24 protein-coding genes are annotated in these 26,040 nt (G+C 68.4%); 16 read left to right on the forward strand and 8 right to left on the reverse strand.

Annotation, left to right across the window (positions count from 1 at the left end; genetic code table 11):
- Positions 1-163: 163 nt before the first annotated feature.
- Positions 164-820 (reverse strand): GntR family transcriptional regulator, encoded by a 657-nt coding sequence (locus ABZX37_RS40840; protein WP_354748994.1) that lies wholly within the window; start codon positions 818-820, stop codon positions 164-166.
- A 137-nt stretch (positions 821-957) separates the two neighbouring features.
- Between ABZX37_RS40840 and ABZX37_RS40845 the strand changes: the two genes are divergently transcribed.
- Positions 958-2,424, forward strand: coding sequence for a chlorohydrolase family protein (locus ABZX37_RS40845; protein WP_354748996.1), 1,467 nt, complete (start codon positions 958-960; stop codon positions 2,422-2,424).
- Positions 2,425-2,789: 365 nt separating this feature from the next.
- Here the strand turns inward: ABZX37_RS40845 and ABZX37_RS40850 are convergent, their stop codons facing one another.
- From ABZX37_RS40850 to ABZX37_RS40860, 3 genes are read right to left on the reverse strand one after another with little or no spacing between them, the layout of a single operon-like run.
- Positions 2,790-3,956: an amidohydrolase gene (locus ABZX37_RS40850; protein WP_354748998.1), complete on the reverse strand. Its 1,167-nt coding sequence runs from the start codon at positions 3,954-3,956 to the stop codon at positions 2,790-2,792.
- Complete coding sequence (locus tag ABZX37_RS40855) at positions 3,953-5,401, reverse strand: sodium:solute symporter family protein (RefSeq protein ID WP_354749000.1); 1,449 nt, start codon at positions 5,399-5,401, stop codon at positions 3,953-3,955. The genes ABZX37_RS40850 and ABZX37_RS40855 overlap by 4 nt, the downstream gene beginning before the upstream one ends.
- Positions 5,398-5,613 (reverse strand): hypothetical protein, encoded by a 216-nt coding sequence (locus ABZX37_RS40860; RefSeq protein ID WP_162834513.1) that lies wholly within the window; start codon positions 5,611-5,613, stop codon positions 5,398-5,400. The genes ABZX37_RS40855 and ABZX37_RS40860 overlap by 4 nt, the downstream gene beginning before the upstream one ends.
- Before the next feature lie 302 nt (positions 5,614-5,915).
- Here ABZX37_RS40860 and ABZX37_RS40865 point away from each other — a divergent pair, with 302 nt between their 5' ends.
- The gene (locus tag ABZX37_RS40865) at positions 5,916-6,263 is read left to right on the forward strand and encodes a hypothetical protein (protein ID WP_354749002.1); all 348 of its coding nucleotides are present in this window, start codon (positions 5,916-5,918) and stop codon (positions 6,261-6,263) included.
- Between the two features lie 30 nt (positions 6,264-6,293).
- Here ABZX37_RS40865 and ABZX37_RS40870 read toward each other — a convergent pair whose 3' ends face one another.
- Positions 6,294-6,908, reverse strand: coding sequence for a TetR family transcriptional regulator (locus tag ABZX37_RS40870; protein WP_354749004.1), 615 nt, complete (start codon positions 6,906-6,908; stop codon positions 6,294-6,296).
- 101 nt (positions 6,909-7,009) lie between these two features.
- On the opposite strand from ABZX37_RS40870, the gene ABZX37_RS40875 reads away from it, so the two are divergent.
- From ABZX37_RS40875 to ABZX37_RS40890, 4 genes are all read left to right on the forward strand, one after another.
- Complete coding sequence (locus tag ABZX37_RS40875; protein WP_354749006.1) at positions 7,010-7,795, forward strand: SDR family NAD(P)-dependent oxidoreductase; 786 nt, start codon at positions 7,010-7,012, stop codon at positions 7,793-7,795.
- A gap of 88 nt (positions 7,796-7,883) precedes the next feature.
- Positions 7,884-8,792, forward strand: a complete 909-nt coding sequence (locus ABZX37_RS40880; protein WP_354749008.1) for an NAD(P)-dependent oxidoreductase — start codon at positions 7,884-7,886, stop codon at positions 8,790-8,792.
- 48 nt (positions 8,793-8,840) lie between these two features.
- Complete coding sequence (locus ABZX37_RS40885; protein WP_354749010.1) at positions 8,841-9,485, forward strand: GntR family transcriptional regulator; 645 nt, start codon at positions 8,841-8,843, stop codon at positions 9,483-9,485.
- 226 nt (positions 9,486-9,711) lie between these two features.
- Positions 9,712-11,859, forward strand: coding sequence for a tetratricopeptide repeat protein (locus ABZX37_RS40890; protein ID WP_354749012.1), 2,148 nt, complete (start codon positions 9,712-9,714; stop codon positions 11,857-11,859).
- Positions 11,860-12,064: 205 nt separating this feature from the next.
- Here ABZX37_RS40890 and ABZX37_RS40895 read toward each other — a convergent pair whose 3' ends face one another.
- Positions 12,065-12,994, reverse strand: coding sequence for a carbamate kinase (locus ABZX37_RS40895; RefSeq protein WP_354749014.1), 930 nt, complete (start codon positions 12,992-12,994; stop codon positions 12,065-12,067).
- A gap of 98 nt (positions 12,995-13,092) precedes the next feature.
- On the opposite strand from ABZX37_RS40895, the gene ABZX37_RS40900 reads away from it, so the two are divergent.
- The 9 genes from ABZX37_RS40900 (at position 13,093) to ABZX37_RS40940 (ending at position 24,251) form a co-directional block, all read left to right on the forward strand.
- On the forward strand, positions 13,093-13,968 hold the full coding sequence (locus ABZX37_RS40900; RefSeq protein ID WP_354749015.1) for a DUF2877 domain-containing protein: 876 nt from the start codon (positions 13,093-13,095) through the stop codon (positions 13,966-13,968).
- Entirely contained in the window at positions 13,965-15,506 is a 1,542-nt protein-coding gene (gene fdrA / locus ABZX37_RS40905; RefSeq protein WP_354749016.1) for an acyl-CoA synthetase FdrA, read from the forward strand. The genes ABZX37_RS40900 and fdrA overlap by 4 nt, the downstream gene beginning before the upstream one ends.
- Positions 15,503-16,945, forward strand: a complete 1,443-nt coding sequence (locus tag ABZX37_RS40910; protein WP_354749018.1) for a DUF1116 domain-containing protein — start codon at positions 15,503-15,505, stop codon at positions 16,943-16,945. The genes fdrA and ABZX37_RS40910 overlap by 4 nt, the downstream gene beginning before the upstream one ends.
- Positions 16,942-18,231 (forward strand): cytosine permease, encoded by a 1,290-nt coding sequence (locus ABZX37_RS40915; RefSeq protein WP_354749020.1) that lies wholly within the window; start codon positions 16,942-16,944, stop codon positions 18,229-18,231. The genes ABZX37_RS40910 and ABZX37_RS40915 overlap by 4 nt, the downstream gene beginning before the upstream one ends.
- A 214-nt stretch (positions 18,232-18,445) precedes the next feature.
- Entirely contained in the window at positions 18,446-19,438 is a 993-nt protein-coding gene (locus tag ABZX37_RS40920) for an ABC transporter permease (protein ID WP_354749022.1), read from the forward strand.
- A 26-nt stretch (positions 19,439-19,464) separates the two neighbouring features.
- Positions 19,465-21,186 carry an ABC transporter substrate-binding protein gene (locus ABZX37_RS40925; RefSeq protein ID WP_354749024.1) on the forward strand — a complete coding sequence of 574 codons (1,722 nt, stop codon included), beginning with the start codon at positions 19,465-19,467 and terminating at the stop codon, positions 21,184-21,186.
- A 48-nt stretch (positions 21,187-21,234) separates the two neighbouring features.
- Positions 21,235-22,263: an ABC transporter permease gene (locus ABZX37_RS40930; protein ID WP_354749026.1), complete on the forward strand. Its 1,029-nt coding sequence runs from the start codon at positions 21,235-21,237 to the stop codon at positions 22,261-22,263.
- Positions 22,264-22,269: 6 nt separating this feature from the next.
- On the forward strand, positions 22,270-23,265 hold the full coding sequence (locus tag ABZX37_RS40935; protein ID WP_354749028.1) for an ABC transporter ATP-binding protein: 996 nt from the start codon (positions 22,270-22,272) through the stop codon (positions 23,263-23,265).
- The gene (locus ABZX37_RS40940) at positions 23,262-24,251 is read left to right on the forward strand and encodes an oligopeptide/dipeptide ABC transporter ATP-binding protein (RefSeq protein WP_354749030.1); all 990 of its coding nucleotides are present in this window, start codon (positions 23,262-23,264) and stop codon (positions 24,249-24,251) included. Before ABZX37_RS40935 ends, ABZX37_RS40940 begins: the two co-directional genes overlap by 4 nt.
- A 42-nt stretch (positions 24,252-24,293) precedes the next feature.
- Here the strand turns inward: ABZX37_RS40940 and ABZX37_RS40945 are convergent, their stop codons facing one another.
- Positions 24,294-24,527 carry a hypothetical protein gene (locus ABZX37_RS40945; RefSeq protein ID WP_344272854.1) on the reverse strand — a complete coding sequence of 78 codons (234 nt, stop codon included), beginning with the start codon at positions 24,525-24,527 and terminating at the stop codon, positions 24,294-24,296.
- Between the two features lie 191 nt (positions 24,528-24,718).
- Here ABZX37_RS40945 and ABZX37_RS40950 point away from each other — a divergent pair, with 191 nt between their 5' ends.
- Positions 24,719-25,720 (forward strand): alpha/beta hydrolase, encoded by a 1,002-nt coding sequence (locus tag ABZX37_RS40950; RefSeq protein WP_354749032.1) that lies wholly within the window; start codon positions 24,719-24,721, stop codon positions 25,718-25,720.
- Here the strand turns inward: ABZX37_RS40950 and ABZX37_RS40955 are convergent.
- On the reverse strand, positions 25,717-25,905 hold the full coding sequence (locus ABZX37_RS40955; RefSeq protein ID WP_354749034.1) for an ABC transporter permease: 189 nt from the start codon (positions 25,903-25,905) through the stop codon (positions 25,717-25,719). The two genes, ABZX37_RS40950 and ABZX37_RS40955, sit on opposite strands and share 4 nt — an antisense overlap.
- Positions 25,906-26,040 lie beyond the last annotated feature (135 nt).

Below are 26,040 nucleotides of genomic sequence, written 5' to 3' on the forward strand. Positions count from 1 at the left end.
GTCCTCCCCCTCTGACCCGGTATTGGTCCGTGAGGGGAACCCTGAGGGACTCTGATTCCCTCAGGGTTCCCCTCACGGACTACTGTCTCGTCGGCGCCAGGCCGGCCAAAACGGGGCTGGGCTCTCGCTGCCCCCCGGGCTGCGATCACCGGAGGGCGCGACCTCAACCCGCCGAAGCGGTCTCCTCGGCCGGATGCCGCCGCACCGCCTCGCTCGTGCCCGTCGCCAGGTGCGCCAGCACAAGCCGTTCCACTCGCTCGACATCGCGGTCCACGATCGCCTCGTACAGCAGTTCGTGTTCCGCCGCCATGGCTTCCAGGTCGTCGTGCTGGCCGAGCAGCCATCGCATCCGGCTGCGCAGCGTCCGTTCCAGTTCGCCGAGCAGTTCGTTCGCCGACAGGGACGTCACGACCTCGTGGAAATCCGCGGCCGCGCGGCGAGCCGAAACCGCGTCACCGGCGCGGGCGGCGCGCAGTTCCGTGTCCAGCACCTCCCGCAGCCGGGTCAGGCCCTCGCGGGTGCGGCGCTGTGCGGCGAGCCGGAAAGTGAGGCCCTCGAAAGCCGTGCGCACCTCGTTGAGGTCCGCGACATCCGAGGCGGTGAACTCCCGCACCACCGACCACGACCGGGGCCGCGGCGTTACCAGGCCCTCGTTTCCCAGCGCGCGCAACGCATCCCGCACCGGCACCCGGCTCACGCCCATCTCCGCGGCCAGGTCCCGTTCGACCAGCTTGCTGCCGGGAACGCGCGTGCCGTCGAGGATTTCGTTGCGCAGCCGTTCCGTCACGCGCTCCGATTCCGAGGCGAAGCCCGGCTCCATCCGATCCCCTCCCGCCGCTGTCACCGACAGTATCGGCGAACCTTCCCCCAGGTTCCCGGAAAAACCCGCCCCCGGCAAGGTCTGGCCGCCAGGTTCCGCCGTTTGGTATACCTAAATGCACCGACGGAAGGAACCCGATGCGTACTCGCTGGCGCGCGCGCCATGTGCTGGCCCACCAGAACGGACAGCACGTCCTGCTGGAAAACGGCGAGGTCGTGTGGGAGGACGACGTCGTCACCTACGTCGGCCCGCGGTATGCCGGAACGGCCGACCTGGACGTCGACCTCGGCGAAGCGCTCGTCCTCCCGGGCCTCATCGACCTCGACGCACTGACCGATGTGGACCATCTCGTCCTCGATTCCTGGGCCACGGCGGACCGTGCGACCGGGCTGCAGTGGTCCGAGGATTATTTCGCGCACCGTCGCCGCGACGTCTTCACGCCGGAAGAACGGCAGACCATTCGCGAGTACGCGCTCGTTCAACTGGCGCTGCACGGCATCACGACGTTCATGCCGATCGCGTCGGAGGTCCATTCGTCGTGGGCCGAGCCGTACGAGGAACTCGTCGCGATGGCGGACTTCTCCCGGAACCTCGGGCTGCGCGGATATCTGGGCCCTGCTTACCGTTCCGGCATCAATGTGGCCACTGTGGACGGTACGCGAACGGTCGCCTTCGACGAGCCCCGCGGCGAGGAGGGACTGGCCGATGCGCTGCGGTTCCTCGACCACGTAACAGAACTGGACGATCCGCTCGTCAACGGCGTTCTGTTGCCGTGCCGCATCGAAACCCTCGCCGAAGACCTCATGCGCGCCACCGCCGACGCGGCGCGGCAGCGTGACGTCCTGGTGCGGCTCCACTGCCTGCAAGGCGTGCTGGAGCGGGAGCTGGTCCTGGACCGTTACGGCGTAACCCCGCTGGAATTGCTCAAGCGCACCGGCCTGCTCGGCGACCGGCTGCTGATCCCGCACGCCCAGGTCCTCGACCGCCACCCCGACGTCTACGGCGAGGACCGCGGCGACGTCGCGACGCTCGCCGCAGCCGGTGCGTCGGTGATCCATTGCCCGCTCACGTCCTTCCGCTACGGCCACGCCCTGCGTTCCTTCCGCGATTACCGCGAAGCGGGCCTGAACCTGTGTCTGGGCACCGATTCCTTCCCTCCGGACCTGGTGCGCGGCATGGACGTCGGCGTGCATCTGGCGAAGGTGATGGACGACCGCGCCGACGCGGCTCCGGCGGAGTGGTACGTCGAAGCCGCGACGCTCGGCGGCGCCCGCGCGCTCCGCCGCGACGACCTCGGCAAGCTGGCTCCGGGCGCGCAGGCGGACCTCGTCGCGTTCCATGTCGGCGACCTGCGCGACGGTGTGCGGGACGATCCGATCCGGACGTTCCTGCTCAGCGGAACCGCCCGCCAGGCAACGCATTCCGTCGTCGCGGGGCGGCCGGTGCTGGTCGACGGACACGTCCCCGGCGTCGACGAGGAGGGCCTCCGCCGCCGTGCGCAGGCATTGTTCGAGAAGATGCGCGCCGCGTATTCGGAGCGGGACGTCGAACGCCGGGAGGCGGGGGAGTTGTTCCCTCCGACCTTCCCGGCGTTCCAGGAATAACCCGGCTGTTGTCCGTGCGGGGCCGAGGGACTCTGATTCCCCAATGCCAGGAACTCAAGCCGCGTTGATCTCGGCCCGCTGATCGTCCACAAAGGACGCCAACTGTGCCGAAATGACCGATTTGTCGCCATGTGACCGCGTCTTGAGGTCTGTGAGGGGAACCCTGAGGGAATCTGATTCCCTCAGGGTTCCCCTCACAGACCACAACCCGGCTTCCGTTCCCGGGCCCGGGGCCCACAGTGACTCGCGCTCAACCGGATCGAGCCAGCTGAGCTGCGGAAACACGCCAGCAGCACGTCCACATCGCAATCTCAAGTTCCTGGCATTGACTCCAATTCCCGCAGAGTTCCCCGCGCGGACCGGGGCTATCGCCGCGAGACGACAGCCCCGCCCTTCACCACGAGCCGCCGCGGAGGATGGGACACGACGGCTTCGGCCGGGTACACTGCGTCTATCAAGAAGAAATCAGCGTGGTCGCCGATCCGCAGGCCGTAATCCTTGAGCCGTAACGCTTTCGCGCCGCCGTACGTCGCCGCGTGCAGCGCGAGTTCGATCTCCGGGTCGGTACGGAACGAGCTGCGGTACGCCAGGTGCATGGTGCGCGTCAGCATGTCGCCGTCGCCGTACGGGCCCCACAGGTCGCGGATGCCGTCGTTGCCGCACGCGGCGTTCGCGCCCGCTGCCCGCATCTTGGCCAGCGGCGGCACCGGCCGGTCGTACACCGCCGCGGTGGTGAGCGTGATCTGCTGCTCCGCGAGGCCATCGAGCAGCCGGTCCTGCTGCGCGTCCGGGATGCCGCAGATGCCGAACGCGTGCCCGATCGCGACCTTCCCGGCGAGGCCGAGCGCCTTCGTCCGCTCGATGACGAGCTCGATTTCCCAGGCGCCGAGCGGACCTTCGTCGTGCAGGTGCAGGTCGACGCCGCAGCCGTGCCGCGCGGCGATGTCGAAGATCGCGTCGAGATGCCCGCGCGGATCGCGGTCGTAGCCCGCCGGGTCGATGCCGCCGACGTTCTCCACTCCGGACGCCACGGCCCGCTCCAGCAGCTCCAGCGTGCCGGGCCGGGTGAGCAGGCCGCCCTGGGGGAAGGCGACCTGCTCGACGGTGACCCGGCCGCGATGCCGCGCCGCCGCCTCCCGCACCGCCTCGATGCCGGACAGCCCCAGTTCGGGGTCGACATCGGTGTGCGTGCGGACGAAGGAAGTGCCGTTCGCGATCATCGCGCCGAGCAGCGCGGCCGCGGGTTCGGGCGAGGGGAGCCCGAATTCCTTGCGGCGGCGCTGTTCGTTCGAGATCCGGTCGGCGAGGACTGAACCCGAGGTGTTCGGCGCCCAGGGGAGGCCCCACAGGGTCTTGTCGACATGGCAGTGGGCGTCGACGAGGCCGGGCAGCAGCAGTGCGCCGCCGCCGTCCTCCACCGGGACGTCGGCCGGGACCTCGGTCGGTCCGAACCCGGCGATCCGGCCGTCGCGCACCAGCACGTCCGTCGGATCGCCGCCGCCGGGCCGGACGTTGCGCAGCACCAGGTTCACGCGACACCAGCCTCGGCGCGGACGGTCGGCTCGCGCCGCTCGGAGGTGGCGAGGCTGACGCCGACCGTGAGCACGACGTTGACGATGATCGCGAGCAGGCCGGGATTGAGTCCCCACAACGTGTTCTTCGAGGCGAGCACCGTCCACGCGACGATCGCGACGCCGACCACGAGCCCGGTCGCCGCGCCGGCCTTGGTCAGCCGCCGCCACACCAGCCCCAGCACGATCGCCGGGAAGAACTGGGACACGCCGTTCTGGCCGGTCAGCAGCAGGTTCACCAGGAGCGCGGGCTGGAAGATCGCGAACAGCAGCGCCACCGCGGTCACCACGACGACCAGGCCGCGCGACAGCCGGAACACGCCCAGTTCGGAGGTCTTCGGCCGCAGGACGCCTTGGTAGACGTTGCGGGCCAGCAGCGTCGCGGACTGCAGGAGCAGCAGGCTGATCGGCACGATGGCGGCCAGCGCGCCCGCGCCGCCGACGAGGCCGACCACCCACGACGGCATGGTCTTCACGGTCAGCGATAGCAGCGCGCCGTTGCTGGCGCTGCCCTTCAGCCCGGGCACGACCAGCAGCGCGGCGAACCCGACGAACAGCGTCAGCGCGATCAGGATCTGGTACAGGGGAAGGTAAATCGCGTTGCGGCGGATCGTCTGCTCGGACTTCGCGGTGTACATCGCGGCCAGCGCGTGCGGGAACATGAAGAACGCCGCGCTCGTCACGATCAGGGTCGACATCATCCACGGGACGCCGAGCGGGCTGCCCGGCGCCGGTACGCCGAGGAAGCCGGGGTGCTGCGCTTGCACGGTGTCGATGAGGTGCCCGAAGCCGCCGAAGTAGTGCACCGGAATCGCGATGCCGACGATCAGCACGGTGCCGATCAGCAGGATGTCCTTGAGCACCGACACCCACGCGGCGGCCTTCATGCCGGACGCGTAGACGAACACCGCGATCAGCACCACCGCGAGGACCATGCTGGTGACCCGGTTGATGCCGGTCGTCGTCTCGACGATCTGGCCGAGGCCGAGCAGCTGCGCCTCGATGTAGGGGATCATGAACGCCACGCCGACGATCGCGGTCAGCGCGCCGAACCACGGGCTGCGGAAGCGGTGGGTGAAGAAGTCCGCTTGCGTGACGAGGTTGTGCTTCTTCGCGTACCTCCACAATGGAGGGAGGAAGAAGTAGGACAGGACGAAGGCGCACGTGCCGTAGCCGGCGATGTAGAACGCGGCGCCGCCGTTGGCGTAGGCGAACCCGGAGGCGCCGAGATAGGTGAAGGTCGAGTAGGTCTCGCCCGCGGCGAGCACCCAGAACAGCAACGTCCCGTACGACCGGCCGGCGACTGTCCACTGCTCGAGGTTCATCTGCTTCCGGCCGCGCGCGGCCAGTCCGATGACCACCGCCAGCGCCACCACGGCCAGCGCCACCACCGCGCCCGCGTTCATCGCTGCTCCTGCTCGGTTTCGGCGGCGCTCGGGCGCCGGATGCGGTCGGCTACGCCGAGGAAGACGGGCGTGAGGGCAACCCAGAGGAGGATCCAGAACCCGATCTCGGGCAGGAACCAGATCCGGCCGTCGCCGCTGAACCAGGGCAGGCCGCCGATCATCGCCACGTAAGGGGTGAAGGCCACCGCGGCCACCACTGCGGAACGCTTCATCGCGCACACCCTTCGTTGTTTGGTATACCATAAGCGCGGCAGGTGGCGGGTTGTCAAGGGTGCGACGGGGAACGATGCGGGCTCGCGACCGTCCCGGGCCGCTGGTGGCGGTTGCTGCGCTGGTGATGGCGCGAAGTGGGTTCGGCGGATGCCGGGCGCGGTCTCGCGGCCGGTTGTCCGATGTGGACGCGGCTGGCCGGGCTGTGGTGTCCGGTGTGCGCTTTGGTAGACCGAATCACCTGGGTAAACCGGTCGCCCGCGCATCCTCTTGGCGGTTACCGTGCCGTCGCGAGGGGGACGTGATGAGCAACCCGACGACGGAGCTGTGGCGCCCGACCGGCCCGGCCGAGCTGGAGCTGGTGCGCGAGTCCGGCTGGTGCGCGTGGCCGCCGCGGCTGCCGGAACAGCCGATCTTCTACCCGGTGCTGAACGAGGACTACGCGGTGAAGATCGCGCGGGACTGGAACGTCCGGTACGACGGCGCGGGTTATGTGACCCGCTTCCGCGTCGAAACAGCGTTCCTGGACCGCTATCCGGTGCGGCAGGCGGGCGGCGAAACGATCCTGGAGCTGTGGGTTCCGGCCGAGGAGCTGGCGGAGTTCAACGCGCACCTGGTCGGGCAGATCGAGGTCGTGCACGAGTTCCGTTGAGCGGTCGGCTCGTGAGTGCCTGTCCCGGTTCTAACCGTGATCGCCGCTCAGGAGCCCGCCGGACAGTCCGCGGAAGCACCGGACCGCCAGTTCGACCGGCGCCGCCTTCTCGTCAGTCCCCGCCCAGATCTCCAGCGAAATCCGGATCGCGTCCGTCGCCGCCGCCGCGACCAGGTGCACGGTCACCTCGTCCGTCTCCGGCGCCAGCCGTGCCAGCACCGGACGCAGCCGGGTCTCGGATTCGCCGTTCACCCGGTGCCACACGGCCGCCAGCGCCGAATCGTCTCCGCTCGCTGCGAGGAGCAACCCGCGCGTCCAGGAGAACTCCTGGGTGGCGTCGGCGGCGGAGATCGTCTTGTGGATCGCGTCCTCGACCGCCTGAAGCAGCGGCGTCCCTTCGGGCGTCGACGCGAGGTGTTCCCGCCACGAATCGGCGCCGACGACCAGCAGCGGTGCGACCGCGTCCTCTTTGGTGCGGAAGTAGCGGTAGAAGGTGCGCGGCGCGACGCCCGCCGCGGCGGCGATCGCTTCCGCGGTCGTCCCCTGTGCGCCATGCTCGGTGAACAGGCGCGCGGCGGCGCGGGCGATGTCGAGTTGCGTCGCCGCTTTGCGCCGTTCGGTCAGGGTCGGGGTCTTTCCGCTCACCAGGGCCACGCTACCCGATTACTGCCAAGGGTGCCCATTTCGCCAGAGTGGCACAGTCTGCCATCTAGGCGTAACGTGACGGTTGGAGAAAGGAGCGGACCATGAACCGTTACGAAGGACGCCGCGTACTGGTCACCGGAGCGGGCTCGGGCATCGGGCAGGCGACGGTCCTGCGGATGCTGGCCGAGGGCGGGCGCGTCGTCGCCGCTGACGTGAGCGAAGCGGGCCTCGCGGACACCGTCGAGAAGTCAGGCGACGCGGCGGACCGGCTGGGCACTGTGGTGGTGAACGTCGCCGACGAAGCGTCGGTGAAGGCTGGGGTCGCGTCGGCGGTCGAGCAGCTCGGCGGGCTGGACGCGGTCGTCAACGCCGCGGGCATCCTGCGGTCGGCGCACACCCACGAGATGCCGGTCGAGGCGTTCGAGCAGGTGCTGCGCGTCAACCTGGTCGGCACGTTCCTGGTGATCCGCGAGTCGATCCCGGCGCTGCGCGAGGGTTCCGCGCCCGCGGTGGTCAACTTCAGCTCGACGTCGGCGATGTTCGCGCACCCGTACATGGCGGCGTACGCGGCGAGCAAGGGCGGCATCCAGTCGATGACGCACGCGCTGGCGTCCGAATACGCGAAGGACGGCATCCGCTTCACCGCCGTCCAGCCCGGTTCGATCTCGTCCGGCATGACCGACGGCAGCGGCAAGAGCAAGCAGAGCGTCGGCCCCGGCTTCCCCGAGGACGCCGATTTCACCCTGCTCGGCAAGCTGCTTCCCGCGCTGGGCCAGGGCTTCGCCGGTCCGGAGACGGTCGCGTCGGTCGTCGCGATGCTCGCCAGCGAGGACGCCGCGTTCATCACCGGCACCGAGGTTCGCGTCGACGGCGGCACGCACTTCTGATGCGCGATTTGTTCAAGAACCGGCGGGCGGGCAGGCCGTAGCTTCGCGGCATGACAAAGTTCTCGACCGCGCGCCGCGAGGCACCGCGATGATCCTCGTGACCGGCGGGCTCGGCATGATCGGCGCGCACACGGCCAGGGCGCTCGCCGATCTCGGGGAAGACGTGCTGGTCACCGGGCACCGGCGGACGGACGTCCCGTCGTTCCTGGCGGGTCGGGTCGCGGTGGAAACGCTCGACGCGACCGACCGGGACGCCTTCCTCGCGCTCGGCGACCGGTACGACATCACCGCGATCGTCCACCTGGCGGGCAGCGTCCCGGGCGACGACCCGGTCGCGTTCTTCCGGACGGACCTGGCCGGCCTCACCAACGCCCTGGACGCGGCCAGGACGTGGCAGGTGCGGCGGTTCGCGGTCGCGAGCAGCCTCGGCGTGTACGTCGGCCGCGACGAGCCGTCCTGGCACGAGGAGCTGCCGCTGCCGACCGCGGATCTGCCGCATCTGATCGTGGCGTTCAAGAAAGCCGTCGAACCGCTGACGACGCACAGCCTGCGAGGGAGCGGCGTCGAGCCGGTGGTGCTGCGGATCGGGACCGTGTGGGGGCCGCTCGTCGACCCGGAATCGCCGTTCTTCCCGATTCCGTCGTATCTCAACGCGGGCCTGCGCGGCGGCACGCCGCGCTCGCTGGTCGCCGACGAGGGGTTCGACTGCTGCTACGCACCGGACGCCGGGCGTGCGATTGCCTCGCTGATGACGGCGCCTTCGCTGAAGCATCAGACATACAACGTGTCGAGCGGACAGCCGGTGACGAACCGGGAGTTCGCGGAGGCGTTGGCGGAGCTGGTGCCAGGTCTGCCGGATCAGCTTCAGCCTGGCGGGGAAACCGGTCCGTATCTGGATATTTCGCGGCTCAGGGAGGAAACGGGCTTCGCGCCGGAGTTCGACGTGCGGGCGGCGGTGGCGGATTACGCCGAGTGGCGGAAGACGAATCCGCGCTGATCGACTGGCCACAGTGGACGGTCCGGGCGGTGGTGCGAGAATGGCCGGATGGCAGCGGAACAGGGCGTCGAATCCGAGACGGACCGGGTCGTCCGGCAGCTCCGGGACGAGATCCTGGACGGGGCGCGCAAACCCGGCAGCAAGCTGGTCGAACGGGATCTCGCCGCGGACCTGGGCGTGAGCCGGGTCCCGGTGCGGGACGCGCTGAAGGCGCTGGTCGCGGAAGGCCTGGTCACGCCGAGGCCGCGGACGTGGGCGGTGGTGCGGGAGTTCAGCGCGAGCGATATCGCGGACCTGCAGGAAGTGCGTGCCGCGCTGGAAGTCCTGACGTTCAAGCTCGCGGCGACCCGGCATTCGCGTGCCGGGCTGGATCAGCTCCGTGCCGCCTTGGCGGAGGAAACCGCCGCCGCCACTGCCGGGGACGCGGTGACGGCGCACCGCGCGGCGGCCGATTTCCACGAGGCCGTGACGGCGATGGCGGGGAACGAGCTGCTGAACGAGCTGGAACTGACGCTGCGCAGCCGGATGCGGTGGCTGCTGGGGCAGCACGAGGATCTGGAGCGGGTGGCGGGGGAGCACCGGGCGCTGTACGACGCTATTGCGCGGCGGGATGTGGACACCGTCGAGGCGCTGTTGATGGAGCACATGGAGAGCGGACGGCATTTGCGCGGGCTGGGGCGCGGCGAAGGCTGAGAGCGGAGACGACCGCGCGGAGGTAGCTTGTCGCCTCGCTGGCCCAGCGTGCCTTATGCGGATCTTCAACATCGCCATCGTGCTGGAGTGCGGCGACGTCGCTTGATTTTCGGGACAGACCTACCCGGCTGCGAAGCCGAGAACAAACGGACCTTTCCTGGTCCATCCGGGTAGTGGGCGCGCATCGCTCTCTGCCCGGGCGGGATTTGGACGACACACTTGTCCTATGACGGACCGGCAGGGTGTTCGTAACGAAACCGGCGACGGAGTACAAGGGCCGGTGATTCAGGCCGGGTCAATCCACCGCGTCTCGTTCGGCGAACCGGCACAGCCCGCATTGCTGCCTCGACAGTTGCCGTCGGTGGTTCGGGATTTCACCGGACGCGCCGAGCATCTGGCCGCGCTCGACGCACTTCTTCCGGGCGAAAACGACGGAAACGGTGCGGATTCGGTGGTGATCTCGGCCGTCGACGGAATGGCCGGGATCGGGAAGACCACTCTGGCGATGTATTGGGCGCACCGGGTGCAGCACCTGTTTCCTGACGGAACGCTGTACGCGAGCCTGCGCGGGTGCGGTCCCGGAGATCCTGCAGCACCCGGCGAGGTTCTCGACGGGTTCCTGCGTGCGCTGGGCGCACAGCCTGAACGAATTCCCGCCGGGCTGGACGCACGGGCCGCGCTGTTCCGCTCCATGTTGGCCAAGCGTCGCGTACTGATTGTGCTGGACAACGCCAACGATGCCGACCAGGTCCGCCCGCTGTTACCCGGTACGCCAGGATGTGTGGTTGTGATTACCAGCCGGGATAGCCTGACCGGCTTGGTCGTCACAGATGCAGCACACCGGCTTACTCTCGACCTGCTGACGCAGCACGAGGCACTGGATTTGGTCGCGGCCATCATCGGGCCGACACGGGTCGCCTCGGAACACGAGGCTGCCGTCGAGCTGATTCGTTTGTGTGCCCGTCTCCCGTTGGCAATGCGCATAGCTGCAGGCCGAGTCGCCGCCAATCCGCACATCGCACTGACCGATGTCGTTGCCGAGCTAGCTGACGAACGGTCCAGGCTGGCGGCGCTCAGCCGGAGTGGGGATGAAAGAGCAGCAGTGCGATCGGTGTTCGACTGGTCCTATCGGCGGCTTCCGCAGGCCCAGGCAATGCTGTTTCGGAGGCTCGGGCTGCATCCCGGTCCGGATGTTAGCCTGCCCGCCGCCGCCTCAGTCGCTGGCCTTGACCTGTTCACTGCTGGCAAGTTGATCGACGACTTGTCCGCGGCACACTTGATCGAGCCGGGCGCGGGCAACCGGTACCGGTTCCATGACCTATTGCGCGCATATGCTCTTAACCAAGCCCATTTCCATGACAGCGCTGCGGACCGCGATCACGCAGTAGAAGCGCTCATTACCTGGTATGCGGCGACCGCTCATAGCTGCCTCAAGCTGGCCTACCCTGGCCACAGTCACCTGCCGTTGAATTTCGTGGCTCCGGTCCATTTGATGTCGATCAACGGCCAGGCACAGGCACTCGGCTGGTTGCGGAGCGAACGCGCCAATCTGGTCGCCGCCCTGCACCAAGCCGTTCGCAGCGATCTCCATCGCCAGGCGGTCCACCTTGCTGAGCAAACCTCCGGGTTTCTCATCGCACTAGGAAGAAAAGCTGACAGGCTCGAGTCTGCCGACTTGGGACTGGCCGCCGCGCAGCGCTGCGGCGATCGTGTTGCCGAAGTGCACTTCCAATTGGTCGGAGGTGACCGCCTTCGCAGTTTGCGGCGGCCGGAGGCGGCGCTGGCCAGGTATCGGCGCGCTCTGACCATGGCGTGCGACCTCGGCGACCGCGTTCAGGAGGCGTGGGTCCTGAACAGTTTCGGTTTGGTGTGCTACGACCGGGGCCAATTCGCAGAAGCGCTGCAGTACTTTGAGAAGGCCCTGGAACGCAGTCAGCTGGGAGGTCGGCAACAGGCAGCTATAGAAGGAAACTTCAGCGCTGTCCACACCAGTCTGGGACACTATTCGCAGGCTCTCGAATACTGCGACCGCAGCCTGGCCTTGCGTCAGAGTGTCGGCGATTACGTGGGCGAGGCTTACGCGCTTCATCAGTTGGCGCTGATAAGACAGAAACTAGGCGACCACCAAGCCGCCATAGGACTGTGCCGGGACGTTATCGCGCGCGTTCGCGAACCAGGAGACTTAGGTTGGACCTCCGCCGAGCCCCTGGACACGCTCGCGCATTCTCTTCATCGCACCGGCTCGACCGATGCCGCCATTGCATGCTGGCAGGAAGCCGCAGACATCTTCGATGCCGACGGCGACGCCCACCGTGCCGCCCAGGTTCGAGAGCATCTCAACACGATCAACGTTGTCACGACGAAACTTGAATAGTTCAGCGACTGCATTCGGCAACAGCGCGAATGAACCCGTGGTGTGCTGGGGCCGCTATGCTCCAGCAAAGGCGGCGCACCTCCGGGGAAGACGGCCAACATCCGCGGCGTCTTCTACGACAGGCTGCTCCGGGGAGCATGAGTCATGCGACCGCGCCAATGACCGACCTGGGCGGGCGGCGGCATGCGAAACCGCCCGCCGGAGATCAGGCGTAGATGATCCCGTCCGCGTCCCCGCGGATCTCCGTGCCGATCTTCCGTGCCAGCAAGTCATCCAGCCGGTCCAGTGGCCCGATCAGCGCCCGGCCACCGGCCCGCGCCACCCGGATCGCGGCGTCCACCTTCGGTTTCATCGAACCCTCGGCGAACTCCAGCTTCCCGATCGCATCAGCCGAAGCCGTCAGGATGTCCCGCTGGTGCGGCGTTCCCCAGTTCTCCGTGACGTAATCCGCGTCCGTCAGCATGATCAGCGTGTCCGCGCCCAGTTCCGCACTCAGCGCGGCGCCGGCCAGATCCTTGTCCACCACAGCCTGCATCCCGGTCTGCCGCTTGCCGTCCGGGTCCGTCTTCACCGGCACTCCGCCACCGCCGACGCATACGACCAGGTGGCCGTTTTCCAGCAGCAGCCGCACTAACGGCGCCTGCACGACGCGGATCGGCTCCGGGGACGGCACCACCCGGCGGAACGCGCCGCCGTCGCGGGCGATGGTCCAGCGGTACTCGGCGGCTGCTTCCGCCGCGTCTTGCGCGGAGTACTGCGGGCCGATTAACTTGGTCGGGCGTTCGAAAGCCGGGTCCTCCTCGTCGACCACCGTCGTCGAGATCAGGGCGACTACCTCGCGTTCGCCGCCGAGAGCGTTCGACAGTTCCTGCTGGATCACGTATCCGATCATGCCTTGCGTTTCCGCGCCCAGGATGTCCAGCGGATAAGCCGCGACGTCCTGGTACGCCAGGTTCTGCAGCGCCAGCAACCCCACCTGCGGCCCGTTGCCGTGGATGATCACCAGTTCGTGCTCGCGGGCCAATCCGGCCAGCGCCTGGCAGGTCGACCGCACGTTCGCCCGGAGCCGGTCGGCCGTCATCGGCTCGCCGCGCTTCGCGAGGGCGTTGCCGCCGAGGGCCACGACTACCCGCATCCTTGTCCTCCTCGCCCGCCGGTCCAGGACCGGTACCTGCATCAGCATAGATGGTATACCATATTGACGAGCAGGGTTCGGCGGGAAAGGCGGCGGCGATGCACGCAACGGCGGTCGCGTTGTCGATGGATGCTGTGGTCGCCGAGAGGGTGCGCGAAGGGGCTCTGCTGGGGGAAGTGCACTCTGTGTTCCGACGAGTGCTGAACGTTGTCACGCAGCAAGATCAGCTTGTCGCCTTCGGTGCGTCCACTGTGGATGACGCTCCGTGGACGATACGGGTGGACGTCGACGGCTGGTGTCGGCATCCGGTGCAAGCCGGAGCGCCCGCGGTGGTCACGGCGCAAGGTGCGACATTTGGCGCGACTTCGGTCAAATTCAGAAACCCGTCAATCTGGTATGCCAAAGAAATACCGTTGACTCTCGACCGGGCGGAGCTGGCTGCCCGGGCGAGGTTGCTCGATGCGCTGCTCACAGAGCACGGCGTCCCCGGCGGGATGCTGGAAGGCGGAAAGCCCGACCCGTTCCGAGCAGCGGTGGGCATCCGGCTGCGCCAAGGACAAACGGCGCTCACCCAGGCCCTCCGGCGAAACGACGCCGAAGCCGCGCGAAAGGCCGCCGAAGGGCTCGTCGGCCTCGGCCCGGGTCTCACGCCCGCCGGGGACGACTTTCTCTCCGGCCTGGCCCTCGTCGCGGCACAACCAGGCAGCCGCACCACGGGCTTTCCCCGTCTGAGCGAGAAAGTCCTCGCCCGCACGACGCTCCTGAGCGCCACCACCTTGCGCGAGGCCCGAACGGGCCGAGCCAGGGAAAGCCTCCTCGACCTCCTGCGCCGGCTCCTCGAGCCCGGCAGCGGGACCGGCCTGGCGGGCGCCGTCGCGCGCGTCGCCGCCATCGGCCACACCTCCGGGACCGACCTGCTCTCGGGCGTGGCCGCCGGACTCCACCTGGAAAGCGAAATGAGAGGTTCCGTGTGACTGTCACAGCGGTGATCAAGAAGAACACCTATTTCGACTCGGTGTCCTTGATGTCCATCTCCACCAAGGCCAACCAGGCCGACGGCGTGGACCAGGCGTTCGTCGCGATGGGCACCGAGATGAACAAGGGCGTGCTGGACAACCTCGGCCTGCTCACGCCGGAACTCGCGGACGCGGCCAATGGTGACCTGATGATCGTCGTGGTGACCAAAGAGGGCACAGAAGACGTCGAGGAAATCCTCGCGCGCATCGAGGAACTGCTCGTCCGCAAGCCGCCCGCCGAGGGCGAGACGGCCGTCGTGTACCGCACGATCGAGTCCGCCGCCCAGGGGAACGCGAACCTGGCGATCATCGCGGTCAACGGCGCCTACGCCGCCCGCGAGGCGCGCAAAGCGCTCGAGAACGACCTGCACGTGCTGCTGTTCAGCGACAACGTCCCGGTCGAGGACGAGATCGCGCTCAAGAACCTCGCCCACGACAAGGGTTTGCTGATGATGGGCCCGGATTGCGGGACCGCGATCATCAACAACACCGGCCTCTGCTTCGCGAACGCCGTGCGCCCCGGTTCGGTCGGCATCGTCGCCGCGTCGGGCACCGGCTCGCAGGAGGTCAGCGTCCGCGTGCACGCGCTCGGCGGCGGGATCTCGCAGCTCATCGGCACCGGCGGACGCGACCTGAGCGCCGAGGTCGGCGGCATCATGATGATCGACGGCATCCGCGCGCTGGCCGCCGACGACCGGACCGACGCGATCGTCCTCGTCTCGAAGCCCCCGGCGCCGGAGGTCGAGAAGAAGGTCCTCGCCGAGATCGCCGGCGCGGGCAAACCGGTCGTCGTCTACTTCATCGGCGGCTCCGAGGAAGCGGTCGCCGCCGCGGGCGGGCACTTCGCCGCCACCAGCCAGGACGCCGCGCTTCAGGCCGTCTGGCTCACCACCGATCCGGTCGCCGAGGTGCCCGCGCTGGACGCCGCGCAGGTCGCCGCCGTGCGCGCGAAGCTCAAGCCGGAACAGCAGTACGTCCGCGGCATCTTCTGCGGCGGCACGCTGTGCGACGAATCGATGTACGCGCTGCTCAACGCGGGCGAGGACGTCTGGAGCAACATCCAGAAGAACCCCGAGTTCGTCCTCCCCGCCGGATCAAGCAGCCGCGGCCACACCTTCCTCGACTTCGGCGACGACGAGTTCACCAACGGCCGTCCGCACCCGATGATCGACCCGTCGCTGCGCCTCGAACGCCTGGTCCGCGAGGCCGCCGATCCGTCCGTCGCCGTGCTCGTCTTGGACTTCGTGCTCGGCTTCGGCTCGCACGAAGACCCCGTCGGCGTGACGCTGCCCGCCATCGCCGAAGCCAAGCGCGTGGCCGAAAAAGACGGCCGCCACCTGGAGATCGTCGGCTACGTCCTCGGCACCGACCTCGACACCCCCGCGCTCGCCGGCCAGGTTGCCGCGCTCGAGGCGGCCGGGGTGACCGTCGCCCGCAGCAGCACCGAAACGGGCCAGTACGTCCGCGCCATCATCGGGAAGGAAGCCACCGCATGAGCACCCCCACCAGTCGGCTGTTCGGGAGCGACCTCGACGTCGTGAACGTCGGCCTCACCATGTTCGCCGACGACATCGCCGCGCAGGGCGGGAAGGTCACCACCCTCGACTGGACCCCGCCGGGCAACGGGAAACCGGACGTCATCGCGGCGCTCGACGCACTCGAAAAGCCCGAGCTGGCCGAGAAGATCGCCGCCGCGAACGCCGAGGCCGTCGACCGGATCACCAACGCCAAGCCGATGCTGGTCGGCTTCGGCCGCGCGCTCGACGTCGTCCCCGGCATGACGCCGAAGACCATCCTGCACGCGGGTCCGCCGATCACCTGGGATCGGATGTCCGGCCCGATGAAGGGCGCGGTCACCGGCGCACTCGTCTTCGAGGGGCTCGCGAAAGACCTCGACGAGGCCGCGGAAGTGGCTGCCAGCGGCGAAATCACCTTCGAGCCGTGCCACGAACACGACTGCGTCGGCTCGATGGCCGGGGTGACGTCCGCGTCGATGTACATGCACATCGTCAAGAACGAGACGCACGGCAATTACGCCTACACCAACCTGTCCGAGCAGATGGCCAAGATCCTCCGCATGGGCGCGAACGACGAGAGCGTCATCGAGCGTCTCGTGTGGATGCGCGACACCCTCGGCCCGATGCTCCAGGAGGCCATGGAGATCGGCGATCCGATCGACCTGCGCCTCATGCTCGCCCAGGCCGTCCACATGGGAGACGAGTGCCACAACCGCAACATCGCGGGCACCGTGCTTTTGTTCCAGGCGCTCGCGCCCGCGTTGCTGCAGACGAATTTCAGCACGGAGAAGAAGAAAGAGGTCTTCGACTTCATCGCGAGTTCGGACTACTTCTCCGGCCCGACGTGGATGGCGATGGCCAAGGCCGCGCTCGACGCCGCGCACGGCATCGAAGGGTCCACTGTGGTCACCACGATGGCGCGAAACGGCGTGGAATTCGGCATTCGCGTCAGCGGGCTGCCGGGCAACCACTGGCTGACCGGACCGGCCCAGAAGGTCGTCGGTCCGATGTTCGCCGGGTACCAACCGGAGGACTCCGGGCTCGACATCGGCGACAGCGCCATCACCGAGACCTACGGCTTCGGCGGTTTCGCGATGGCCGCGGCACCGGCGATCGTCGCACTCGTCGGCGGCACGGTCTCCGACGCGGTGCGCTACACCCGCGACATGGCCGCGATCACCACCACGTCGAACCCGAACGTCACCGTCCCGTCGCTCGGCTTCACCGGCCTGCCGACCGGCATCGACGTCCGCAAAGTCCTCGACGCTGGGATCCTGCCGGTCATCAACACCGCGATCGCGCACAAGGAAGCGGGCATCGGCATGATCGGCGCGGGCATCACGCATCCGCCCGCCGAAGCGTTCGAGAAGGCGATCATCGCCCTCGCGGAAAAGCTCGCCGGGACTGATGCGCCATGACCACGCCGACAGTAGAGAACGGTCTCGAATCCGAGTTCGAGCATTCGCCGGTCCCGCAGTCCCACCGCAAGTCGCTCTGGACGGTTTCGGCCGTGTGGTTCGGCTTTCCGATGATCCTGACGAACGCCGTGCCCGGCGGCCTCGTGGTCGCGATGCTCGGCTTCTGGCGGGGACTCGCGGCGATCCTGCTGGCGAACCTGATCATGTTCGGCTACGTCAGCCTGCTCAGCCACCGCGCCGGGCAAACGGGCAAGAGCTTTTCCTTGCAGGCCAAGGAAACTTTCGGCACGGCCGGGTACGCGATCGCGTCCGGGTTCCTGTCGACGGTCGTGGTCGGCTGGTTCGCGTTCAACACGGGCGCGACCGGCGCGAGCCTCAACAAGGCGTTCGGCTGGAACGAAACGCTCGTCGCGTTGCTCGCCGGATTGGCCTTCATCGCGGTGACCTACCTCGGCATCCGGGCGCTGTCCTGGCTCGGCGCGATCGCCGCGCCGTTGTTCGTCATCGCGGCGGGAACGGCGGTCGTGCTCGCCACCGAAAACCACGATTTCGGGGCCATCACAAGCTATCCGGGCATCGGCGGGGGAGCGATGACGTTCGGCGTCGCGGTCACGTCGATCATGGCGACGTTCGCTGACTCCGGCACGATGACCGCGGACTTCACCCGGTGGTCGAAGAACGGCCGCCAGGCCGTGCTCGCCACGGTCACCGCGTTCCCGATCGCCAGCCTCGTAGCCCAGCTGTCCGGCGGCCTGCTCGTGGCGGCCGGGGCGATCGCGAGCGCGGACAAGGCGGGCGGCGATTTCACGCCGATCCTCACCGGGCCGGGCAATCCGGTGCTGAACGTGCTGGTCGTGGTGTTCGTGGTGGTCAACCTGGGTTCGGTGTGCACGCACTGCCTGTACAACGGCGCGCTCGGCTGGTCGCATCTGGTGCGGTCCAAGATGCGGATCCTGACGCTCGTGCTGGGCGTCCTCGGCGTCGTCGTGGCGCTGCTGGGCGCGTGGAACTACTTCGTGAACTGGCTGTCCGTCCTCGGCGTGCTGGTGCCGCCGCTGGGCGCGGTGCTCATCGCGGACCAGGTCCTCCTGCGCCGCCGCACCGCGGGACGCGCGGAGACCCGGTTCCGGCCCACGGCGTTCCTCGCGTGGGCGATCGGGGCCGCGGCGGCGTTGCTGGTACACCTCGTCGCACCGTCCTTTTCGGACGCCGTCGTCGGGCTCGTGATCGGGCTCCTCGCGTATCTGGCGATCGAGGCGCCGCGCACCCGCACCGCCTCCTCCTGACCGGCAGCTGGCCCTCACCCGCTCGAGCCGGTGGGGGTCAGCTGCTTCCCATTCGCATTTGGTAGGCCGCACGTCGCTCCGGCAACGTGCGGCCGTTTTGCGCTGCACCAAGAAGTACACAGCACGGCAACAATCCTCGAAGACACTCTTGTGATCTTGGGCGAGCACTTGGTATACCAAACGCCATCGTTTCGCTCTCGCTGAGGAGAACCCCGTGCAAGGTGTCGACACGGCCGCCGCCCCGGTCGCGGCGGTCCGCTCCGGCCGCACCCTCGTGGGCACGGCCTGGCTGCGGATCCGGCGCAGCCGCATCGCGATGGCGGCGCTGGTCGCGGTGTGCCTGATCGTGCTCTTCGCGATCCTCGCCCCGGTGCTGACCGGCATCGAGGGCTCCGACCCGTTCACCGCGCACACCGGCCCGGACTTCCTCGACGGCTTCACCGCTCCCGGCCTGCCGCTGGACTACTACCGCTACCCGTCGGGCGAGCACTGGCTGGGCCTCGAACCCGGCCTCGGCCGCGACATCTTCGCGCGGATGGCTTACGGCGCGCGGGTTTCGCTGACCATCGCGCTGCTGGCCACCGTCGTCTCGGTCGTGCTGGGCACCGTGCTCGGCGCGGCGGCCGGCTACTTCGGCGGCAAGACCGACATGGTCATCAGCCGGATCATGGACCTGTTCCTCGCGTTCCCGCACCTGCTGCTGGTGCTGTCGCTGACGCCGATCCTGCAGTCCCGGCTGCGCGGCACCGCGCTCGACTCGGGCAGCCTGATCCCGATCTCGTCGCTGGTGATCATCCTCGGCTTCTTCGGCTGGGCGTACCTCGCGCGCGTGGTGCGCGGCCAGGTGCTCTCGATCCGCGAGCAGGAGTATGTCGAGGCGGCGAAGGCGTTCGGCGCGAGCCGCCGGTCGATCATCCTGAAACAGATCATCCCGAACGTGCTGGGCGTCGTGCTCGTGTACGCGACCATGCTGATCCCGATCAACATCACCGCCGAGGCCGCGCTGTCCTTCCTCGGCGTCGGCGTGAAAGACCCGACGCCGTCGTGGGGCCAGATGCTCAACGCGGCACAGGCGGGCAACTGGTACCTCTCCGACCCCTGGTTCCTGGCGGTGCCCGCGGGCGCGCTGGCGATCACGGTCCTGGCTTTCAACTTGCTCGGCGACGCTGTCCGGGACGCACTCGACCCCAAAGCGTCCCGGCGCTGATTTCCCTTCTGGATAAGGAGTAGTTCGTGAAGAAGAGCACCACTGCGGCGGGAGTGCTGGCGCTCGCCGCCGGGCTTGCCCTCACCGCGTGCGGCGGCCCGAAACCCGCCGCGGGCGCGGGCAACGGGCAGCAGGACGTGACCAAACGCGCCGCCGTGAAGGTGGCCGAGGGGTCGACGGCGAAGGGCGGCGACATCCACGTCCTGATGTCGTCGGACTTCCAGACCCTCGACCCGGGCAACAGCAACTACGTCCAGACCGCCAACGTCGGCCAGTTGTACTACCGCACGCTGACCATGGCGAAGGAGACCTCCGGCAAGCCGCCGACGATCGTGCCCGACCTGGCGACGGACCTCGGCAAGGCGTCGGCGGACGGTCTGACCTGGACTTACACCCTGCGCCAAGGCCTGAAGTACGAGGACGGCACGCCGATCACCGCGCAGGACATCAAGTACGGCGTGGAGCGCACCTACGCGCGTGACGTATTCACCCAGGCCCCGCAGGAACTCGACTCCGCGCTGACCGACGACGGCTACAAAGGCCCGTACCAGGGCGGCGATTTCAAGGCCATCGACACCCCGGACGAGCACACGGTCGTCTTCCACCTGAAGCAGCCGTTCGCCGAGTTCCCCGCGCTGGTGTCGCGGTCGAACACCGCGCCGGTGCCGCAGGCGAAGGACGCCAAGCTCGACTACACGAACCACCCGGTGTCCAGCGGCCCGTACAAGATCGCTTCCTACGACCGCGGCCGCAGCCTGAAGCTGGTCCGCAACCCGAACTGGGACGCGGCGACCGACCCGAACCGTCCGGCGCTGCCCGATACCTTCACGTTCACGCTGTCGACCGCGCAGGCGACGATCAGCCAGCAGTTGCTTTCCAACGCGGACCCGACCGCGCTCACCCTCGACACCCAGGGTGCGCTGCAGCCGTCGGACATCGCGAAGCTGTCCGCCGCGGACATCTCCAAGCGCACCGCCGCCGGTCTGCTCGGCTGCACTGACGTGCTGAACTTCAACACCGCGACCATCACGGACCCGGACGTCCGCAAGGCGTTCGCGCTGGCGCTGGACCGCAACGCGATCCTGCTGCAGTACGGCGGCGAGCGGTTCGGCAACATTCCGCAGTCGTACATCAACGACGCGCAGAAGGGATACGTCGAGCAGCACACCGCACTGGACCCGAAGGGTCAGCCGAAGCTCGACGAAGCGAAGAAGCTGTTGCAGGGCAAGAACTATCCCAAGTCCCTGGTGTACGGGTACGCCGAGGCGTCCTCGAAGTACAAGGGCGTCGGCACTGTTCTGCAGCAGAACCTGAAGGCGCTGGGCGTCGACGTGCAGCTGCGCCCGATCCCGACCGCCAACTACTACACCGTGCTCGCGGGCGACCAGATGCCGGACATCGCGCGTTCCGGCTGGTGCGGCGGCGCGGACAGCGCGTCTGTGCGCTTCACCGTCGACCCGAACATCGGCCCGAGCCTCGACGGCAAGACCTACGGCTTCTCGAACATCCCGCGGTACTACGACGCCAAGCTGTCGGGCGAGCTCTACCAGCTGCGCGGGCAGAACGGGTCCGCCGAGGAGCTGGGCCGCAAGTGGGCGACCGCGATGGACCAGATCATGCAGCAGTACCCGCTCGTGCCGACGGTGCGCAACTACACCTACAGCGTGGTCGGTTCGAAGGTGCGCAACGCGCAGGTCGGCTATTTCTTCGGGTCGATCGACCTGTCGGCCGTCGGCGTCGGGCAGTAGCACCCCAGCGAGCACTCGAGCGACGAGAGAGGATTCCCCGGCGATGCGGTGTCCACAGTGGACCAGGCGGGTGCGGACGTGATCGGATTCCTGGCGCGGCGCGCGGCCGCGATGATCGTCCTGCTGGTCGTGATCAGCTTCGTCACGTTCGCGCTGTTCCAGATCGGCCCGGCCGACCCGGCCGCCGCCGCGTGCGGGCAGGAGTGCACGCCCGAGCGGATCGACCAGGCCCGGATCGCGCTGGGCATGGACAAGCCGTTCTTCGTGCAGTACCTGGACTACCTGTCCGGCTTCGTGCACAGCCGGATGATCGGCGCGCCCGGCGCGCTGACGGTGTGCGCGTGGCCGTGCCTCGGCAAGTCGTTCCAGACCAACGAAGCGGTGACGGACGTGCTCGCGCGGGCACTGCCGTACACGGTGTCGATCGCGGTCGGCGCGATTCTGCTGTGGACAGTCGCCGGGGTCTCGCTGGGCCTGCTCGCCGCGCTGCGCAAGGGGCGGGCCGCCGACAAGCTGATCGTCGGCGCCGCCTCGGGCGGGGTGTCGCTGCCCATCCCGGTGACGGGGCTGTTGCTGCTGCTCGTGTTCGTGAGCACGCTGCACCTGCTTCCGTTCACCAGCAACGAGATCTCGTCGCCGTTCGGCCCGGCCGGACCGCTCGGCTGGCTCGGCAACTACCTGCTGCCGTGGGTGGCGCTGGCGCTGCTGTTCAGCGCGCAGTACATCCGCGTCACCCGGACCGCGATGCTGGAGACCTTCGGCGAGGACTTCATGCGCACGGCCAGGGCGATGGGGCTGCCGCGCCGGCGCGTCGTGTTCAAGCACGGCGTGCGGGCGGGCATCACCCCGATCGTCACCATGCTCGGCCTCGACATCGGCAGCCTGCTGGGCGGCGCGGTGCTGACCGAACAGATCTTCTCCGTGCCGGGCGTCGGGTTCACCGCGGTGCACGCGGCGCAGTCCGGCGACCTGCCGGTGACGATGGCCATCACCATGATGGCCGCGTTCTTCATCATCGTGGCCAACGTGGTCGTCGACCTGTGCTACGCGGTGATCGACCCCCGAGTGAGAGTCTGAGGGCACGTGTCTGCAATCGAAACGCCGCTGCTGGCGGTCCGCGGCCTGCGCGTCGGCTTCCCGACCGACGACGGCGTCGTGCACGCGGTCAACGGGATGGACCTGACGCTGGGCAAGGGCGAGACGATCGGGCTGGTGGGGGAGTCGGGGTCCGGCAAGACCGTGACCAGCCAGGCGCTGCTGGGCCTGTTCAAGGGCACGTCGGCGAAGGTGACCGGGGAGATCCTGCTCGACGGGACCGATCTGAACACCCTGTCCGAATCCGCGATGCTGGCGTACCGGGGCAAGAAGATCTCGATGATCTTCCAGGATCCGCTGTCGGCCATGCATCCGTTCTATCCCGTCGGTTCGCAGATCGCCGAGGTGTACCGGACGCACAACCGGGTGTCGCGCAAGGCCGCCGCCGAGGTCGCGGTCGACATGCTGGGGCGGGTCGGCATCCCCGACCCGCGCCGTCGTGCGGCCGGGTACCCGCACGAGTTCTCCGGCGGGATGCGGCAGCGGGCGATGATCGCGATGGCGCTGGTGTGCGAGCCGGAGCTGCTCGTCGCGGACGAGCCGACCACGGCGCTGGACGTGACCGTGCAGGCGCAGATCCTGGACCTGATCGGCGAACTGCAGGCCGAGACCGGCACCGCGGTGATCATGGTGACGCACGATCTCGGCGTGGTGGCCCAGGTGTGCCACCGGGTCGCGGTGATGTACGGCGGGATGTGCATGGAGGTCGCGTCCGTCGACGACCTCTTCGCCGCGCCCGGCCACCCCTACACCCAGGGCCTGCTGGCGTCGATGCCGTCGCTGGCCGAGGAAACCGGACGGCTGCGGCCGATCCCGGGCTTCCCGCCCGCGCTGCTCGATCTTCCGGCGGGGTGTTTGTTCGCCGACCGGTGCCCGCAGGCTTCGTCGGTAGCCGACGACCGGTGCCGTACCGAGGTGCCGTTGCTGTCGGGTGCCGGGCACCTGTCGCGGTGCCACCTCGGCGATCTCGGGGAGGCGGCATGACCGAGCTGCTGGAGGTCCGGGACCTCGTGAAGCACTTCCCGGTGCGCTCCGGGCTGTTCCGGTCGGCGGGCGCGCTGAAGGCCGTGGACGGGATCAGCTTCTCGATCGGGGTCGGGCAGACGCTCGGCCTGGTCGGCGAATCCGGCTGCGGCAAGTCCACGACCGGCAGGCTGGTGATGCGCTTGCTGGACCCGACGTCGGGCAGCATCCGGCTGGCAGGCGAGGAAATCGGCGCCCTGCGCGCCGCCGCCCTGCAGGAATACCGGCGGCGCGTGCAGATCGTCTTCCAGAACCCGGCCTCCGCGCTGAACCCGCGCCAGTCGGTAGGCACAGCGATCGCCGCGCCGCTGCTCGCACAGGGCATCACGCCGCCCGGCGGGGTGAAGGCGCGGGTGCGGGACCTGATGGACCGGGTGGGCCTGCGGCCGGACCACTACAACCGGTTCCCGCACGAGTTCTCCGGCGGGCAGAAACAGCGGGTCGGCATCGCGCGGGCGCTGGCGCTGGACCCGCGGCTGATCGTGTGCGACGAGCCGGTGTCCGCGTTGGACGTTTCGGTGCAGGCACAGGTGATCAACCTGCTGCAGGACATCCAGCAGGAGACCGGGGTGGCATACCTGTTCATCTCGCACGACCTGTCCGTGGTGCGCCACTTCGCCGACCGGGTCGCGGTGATGTACCTGGGACACATGGCGGAACACGGCCCGATTTCGGAAGTCTTCGCGGCACCTAGGCATCCCTACACTCGGGCGCTGCTGTCGGCCGTGCCTTCCCCTTCGCCGGGCGCAGACCGCTCTAATCGGATCCGTCTTGCTGGCGACCTGCCGAGCCCCTCGAACCCGCCGAGCGGCTGTGTCTTCCGCACCCGGTGCCCGGTTTACGCGGCGCTGGGGGAGGAGCAGCAGCGGTTGTGCCGGGAGCAAGTGCCCGCTGCTGATTCGGGTGCGGCCTGCCACCACGTGGACGCTTCGGCTTTAGCCGGATGAGGTGGTTTCCCCGGCCTTTCCGGCCGGGGAAACCCTTCTCGCTCAGTTCGTGTGCGAGATTTCGATGTAGTGCTTGCCTTTCATGGGAATGCACTCGGCACCGTCGACAGTGGGGTCCGGCGGCAGGGCGCGCAGGGCGTGCACGCAATCGTCCGGGGTTTCGTAAGGCCCTTTGTACTCGAGGTGGCTGGCGAACGCCGTGCCGCTGAGCAGCAGAGAACCGCCGGTGGCGGCGACGCAGACGGCAGCGGTGGCCCAGAATTTCCGCATGGTCATTTCGAGATCCCTCCGGTCGCGGCGATCGTGCCGACCGCCTCACCACCATCCCTACCCTCCCGGATTCGCGCCGAACCGGTCCTTGCCTGTTCGGCTAAAAGGAATTGATCGATCGGGCACCGGACGCAACCCCTTGCCGGAACAGCAAGTTTCCGTGCCCTCGACGGGGCGGCCTGGCGAAACTGGGCCACATGATCACCGCATCCCGGCTGGTGCCGCGCTCTGTCGCGGCGCTTGCCCTGTCCCTCTTGCTCGCCATCGGCACCGTGGCCTGTTCCACCCCTCCCGCTGCCGCTCCTTATGCCGCCGCCACCCAGAACGATCCCGCGTTCCAGGGCGCCTTCCGGCACGAATTCGCCGACGTCAACGGCGTCCGCATGCACTATGTGACCGGCGGGAGCGGCAGCCCGGTCGTCCTGATCCACGGCTGGCCGCAGACCTGGTACGGCTGGTGGCCGGTCATGCCCGAGCTGGCGAAACACCACACCGTCTACGCGATCGACCTTCCCGGACTGGGCGACAGCACGGGCACCCCGAGCGGATACGACAAAGCCACCCTGGCGCGGTACGTGCACACCCTGATCGCCGAGCGGCTGAAGATCCGGGACGCCGCTGTCATCGGCCACGATTTCGGTGCGGCAGTGGCATTCCAGTACGCGAGCCAATTCCCGGGCGACACTGCCCGGCTAGGCTATTTCGATCTGCCGTTGCCCGGCCCCGCGATCAATGCGGCTACCTATCGGACGTTGAGCTGGCACATCGCCTTCCACTCCCAGCGCCGGGTTCCCGAAGCGGTTGTCGGCGATGATGTCCGCGAGTATCTCTCGCTGTTCTACCCTCAGGTTTCCTTTGGCGGGACAGCATTCGGCGGCACTTCGGAAAAATCTCCGTTCACCGACGCCGAAGTCAACGAGTACACCCGGACTTACCGCCAGCCCGCGGTTCTGTCCGGCGGCTTCGAGCTTTACCGGGCGCTGGACAAGGATGTCCGCGACACGGTGGCTGCGGCACCGGTGAAGGTGCCGACGTTGCTCCTTACCGCCCAAGGCCAGTTGGACGCGATCCGGGCGACGGTGGCTCCGCGGGTGACCGACATCGTCCAGGCCGCGGACGTGCCGCACGCGGGGCATTGGCTGGTCGAGGAGAACCCGCAGTTCGTCGCGGGGGAGGTGGAGCGCTTCCTGAACCGCTAACCGCGCTGCTTGCGGCGGTAGATCAGCGTGGCGAAGGCGTAGGCGAGGATGAGGACGCCGAAACACCAGCCGAGGGCGGTCCAGATCTCGGCGCCGACTGGCTGCTGGGTCAGCAGACCGCGGAGGGCGTTGACGATGGACGTCGTCGGCTGGTGTTCGGCGAAGACGCGCACCGGTCCGGGCATGCGACCGAGACAAGGCTGGGATCAGCGACGTCAGCACGTGTCCCCGCAGGACAGCGGACCGGGCGATCGGCACGGACCGGAATCGCGCTCGTCTCGGCCGGTCGGCTCGTCACTCGCCGGAGCTGACCCGGTGAG

It is taken from the genome of Amycolatopsis sp. NPDC004079 (assembly GCF_040610415.1).
GTDB lineage: Bacteria > Actinomycetota > Actinomycetes > Mycobacteriales > Pseudonocardiaceae > Amycolatopsis > Amycolatopsis halotolerans.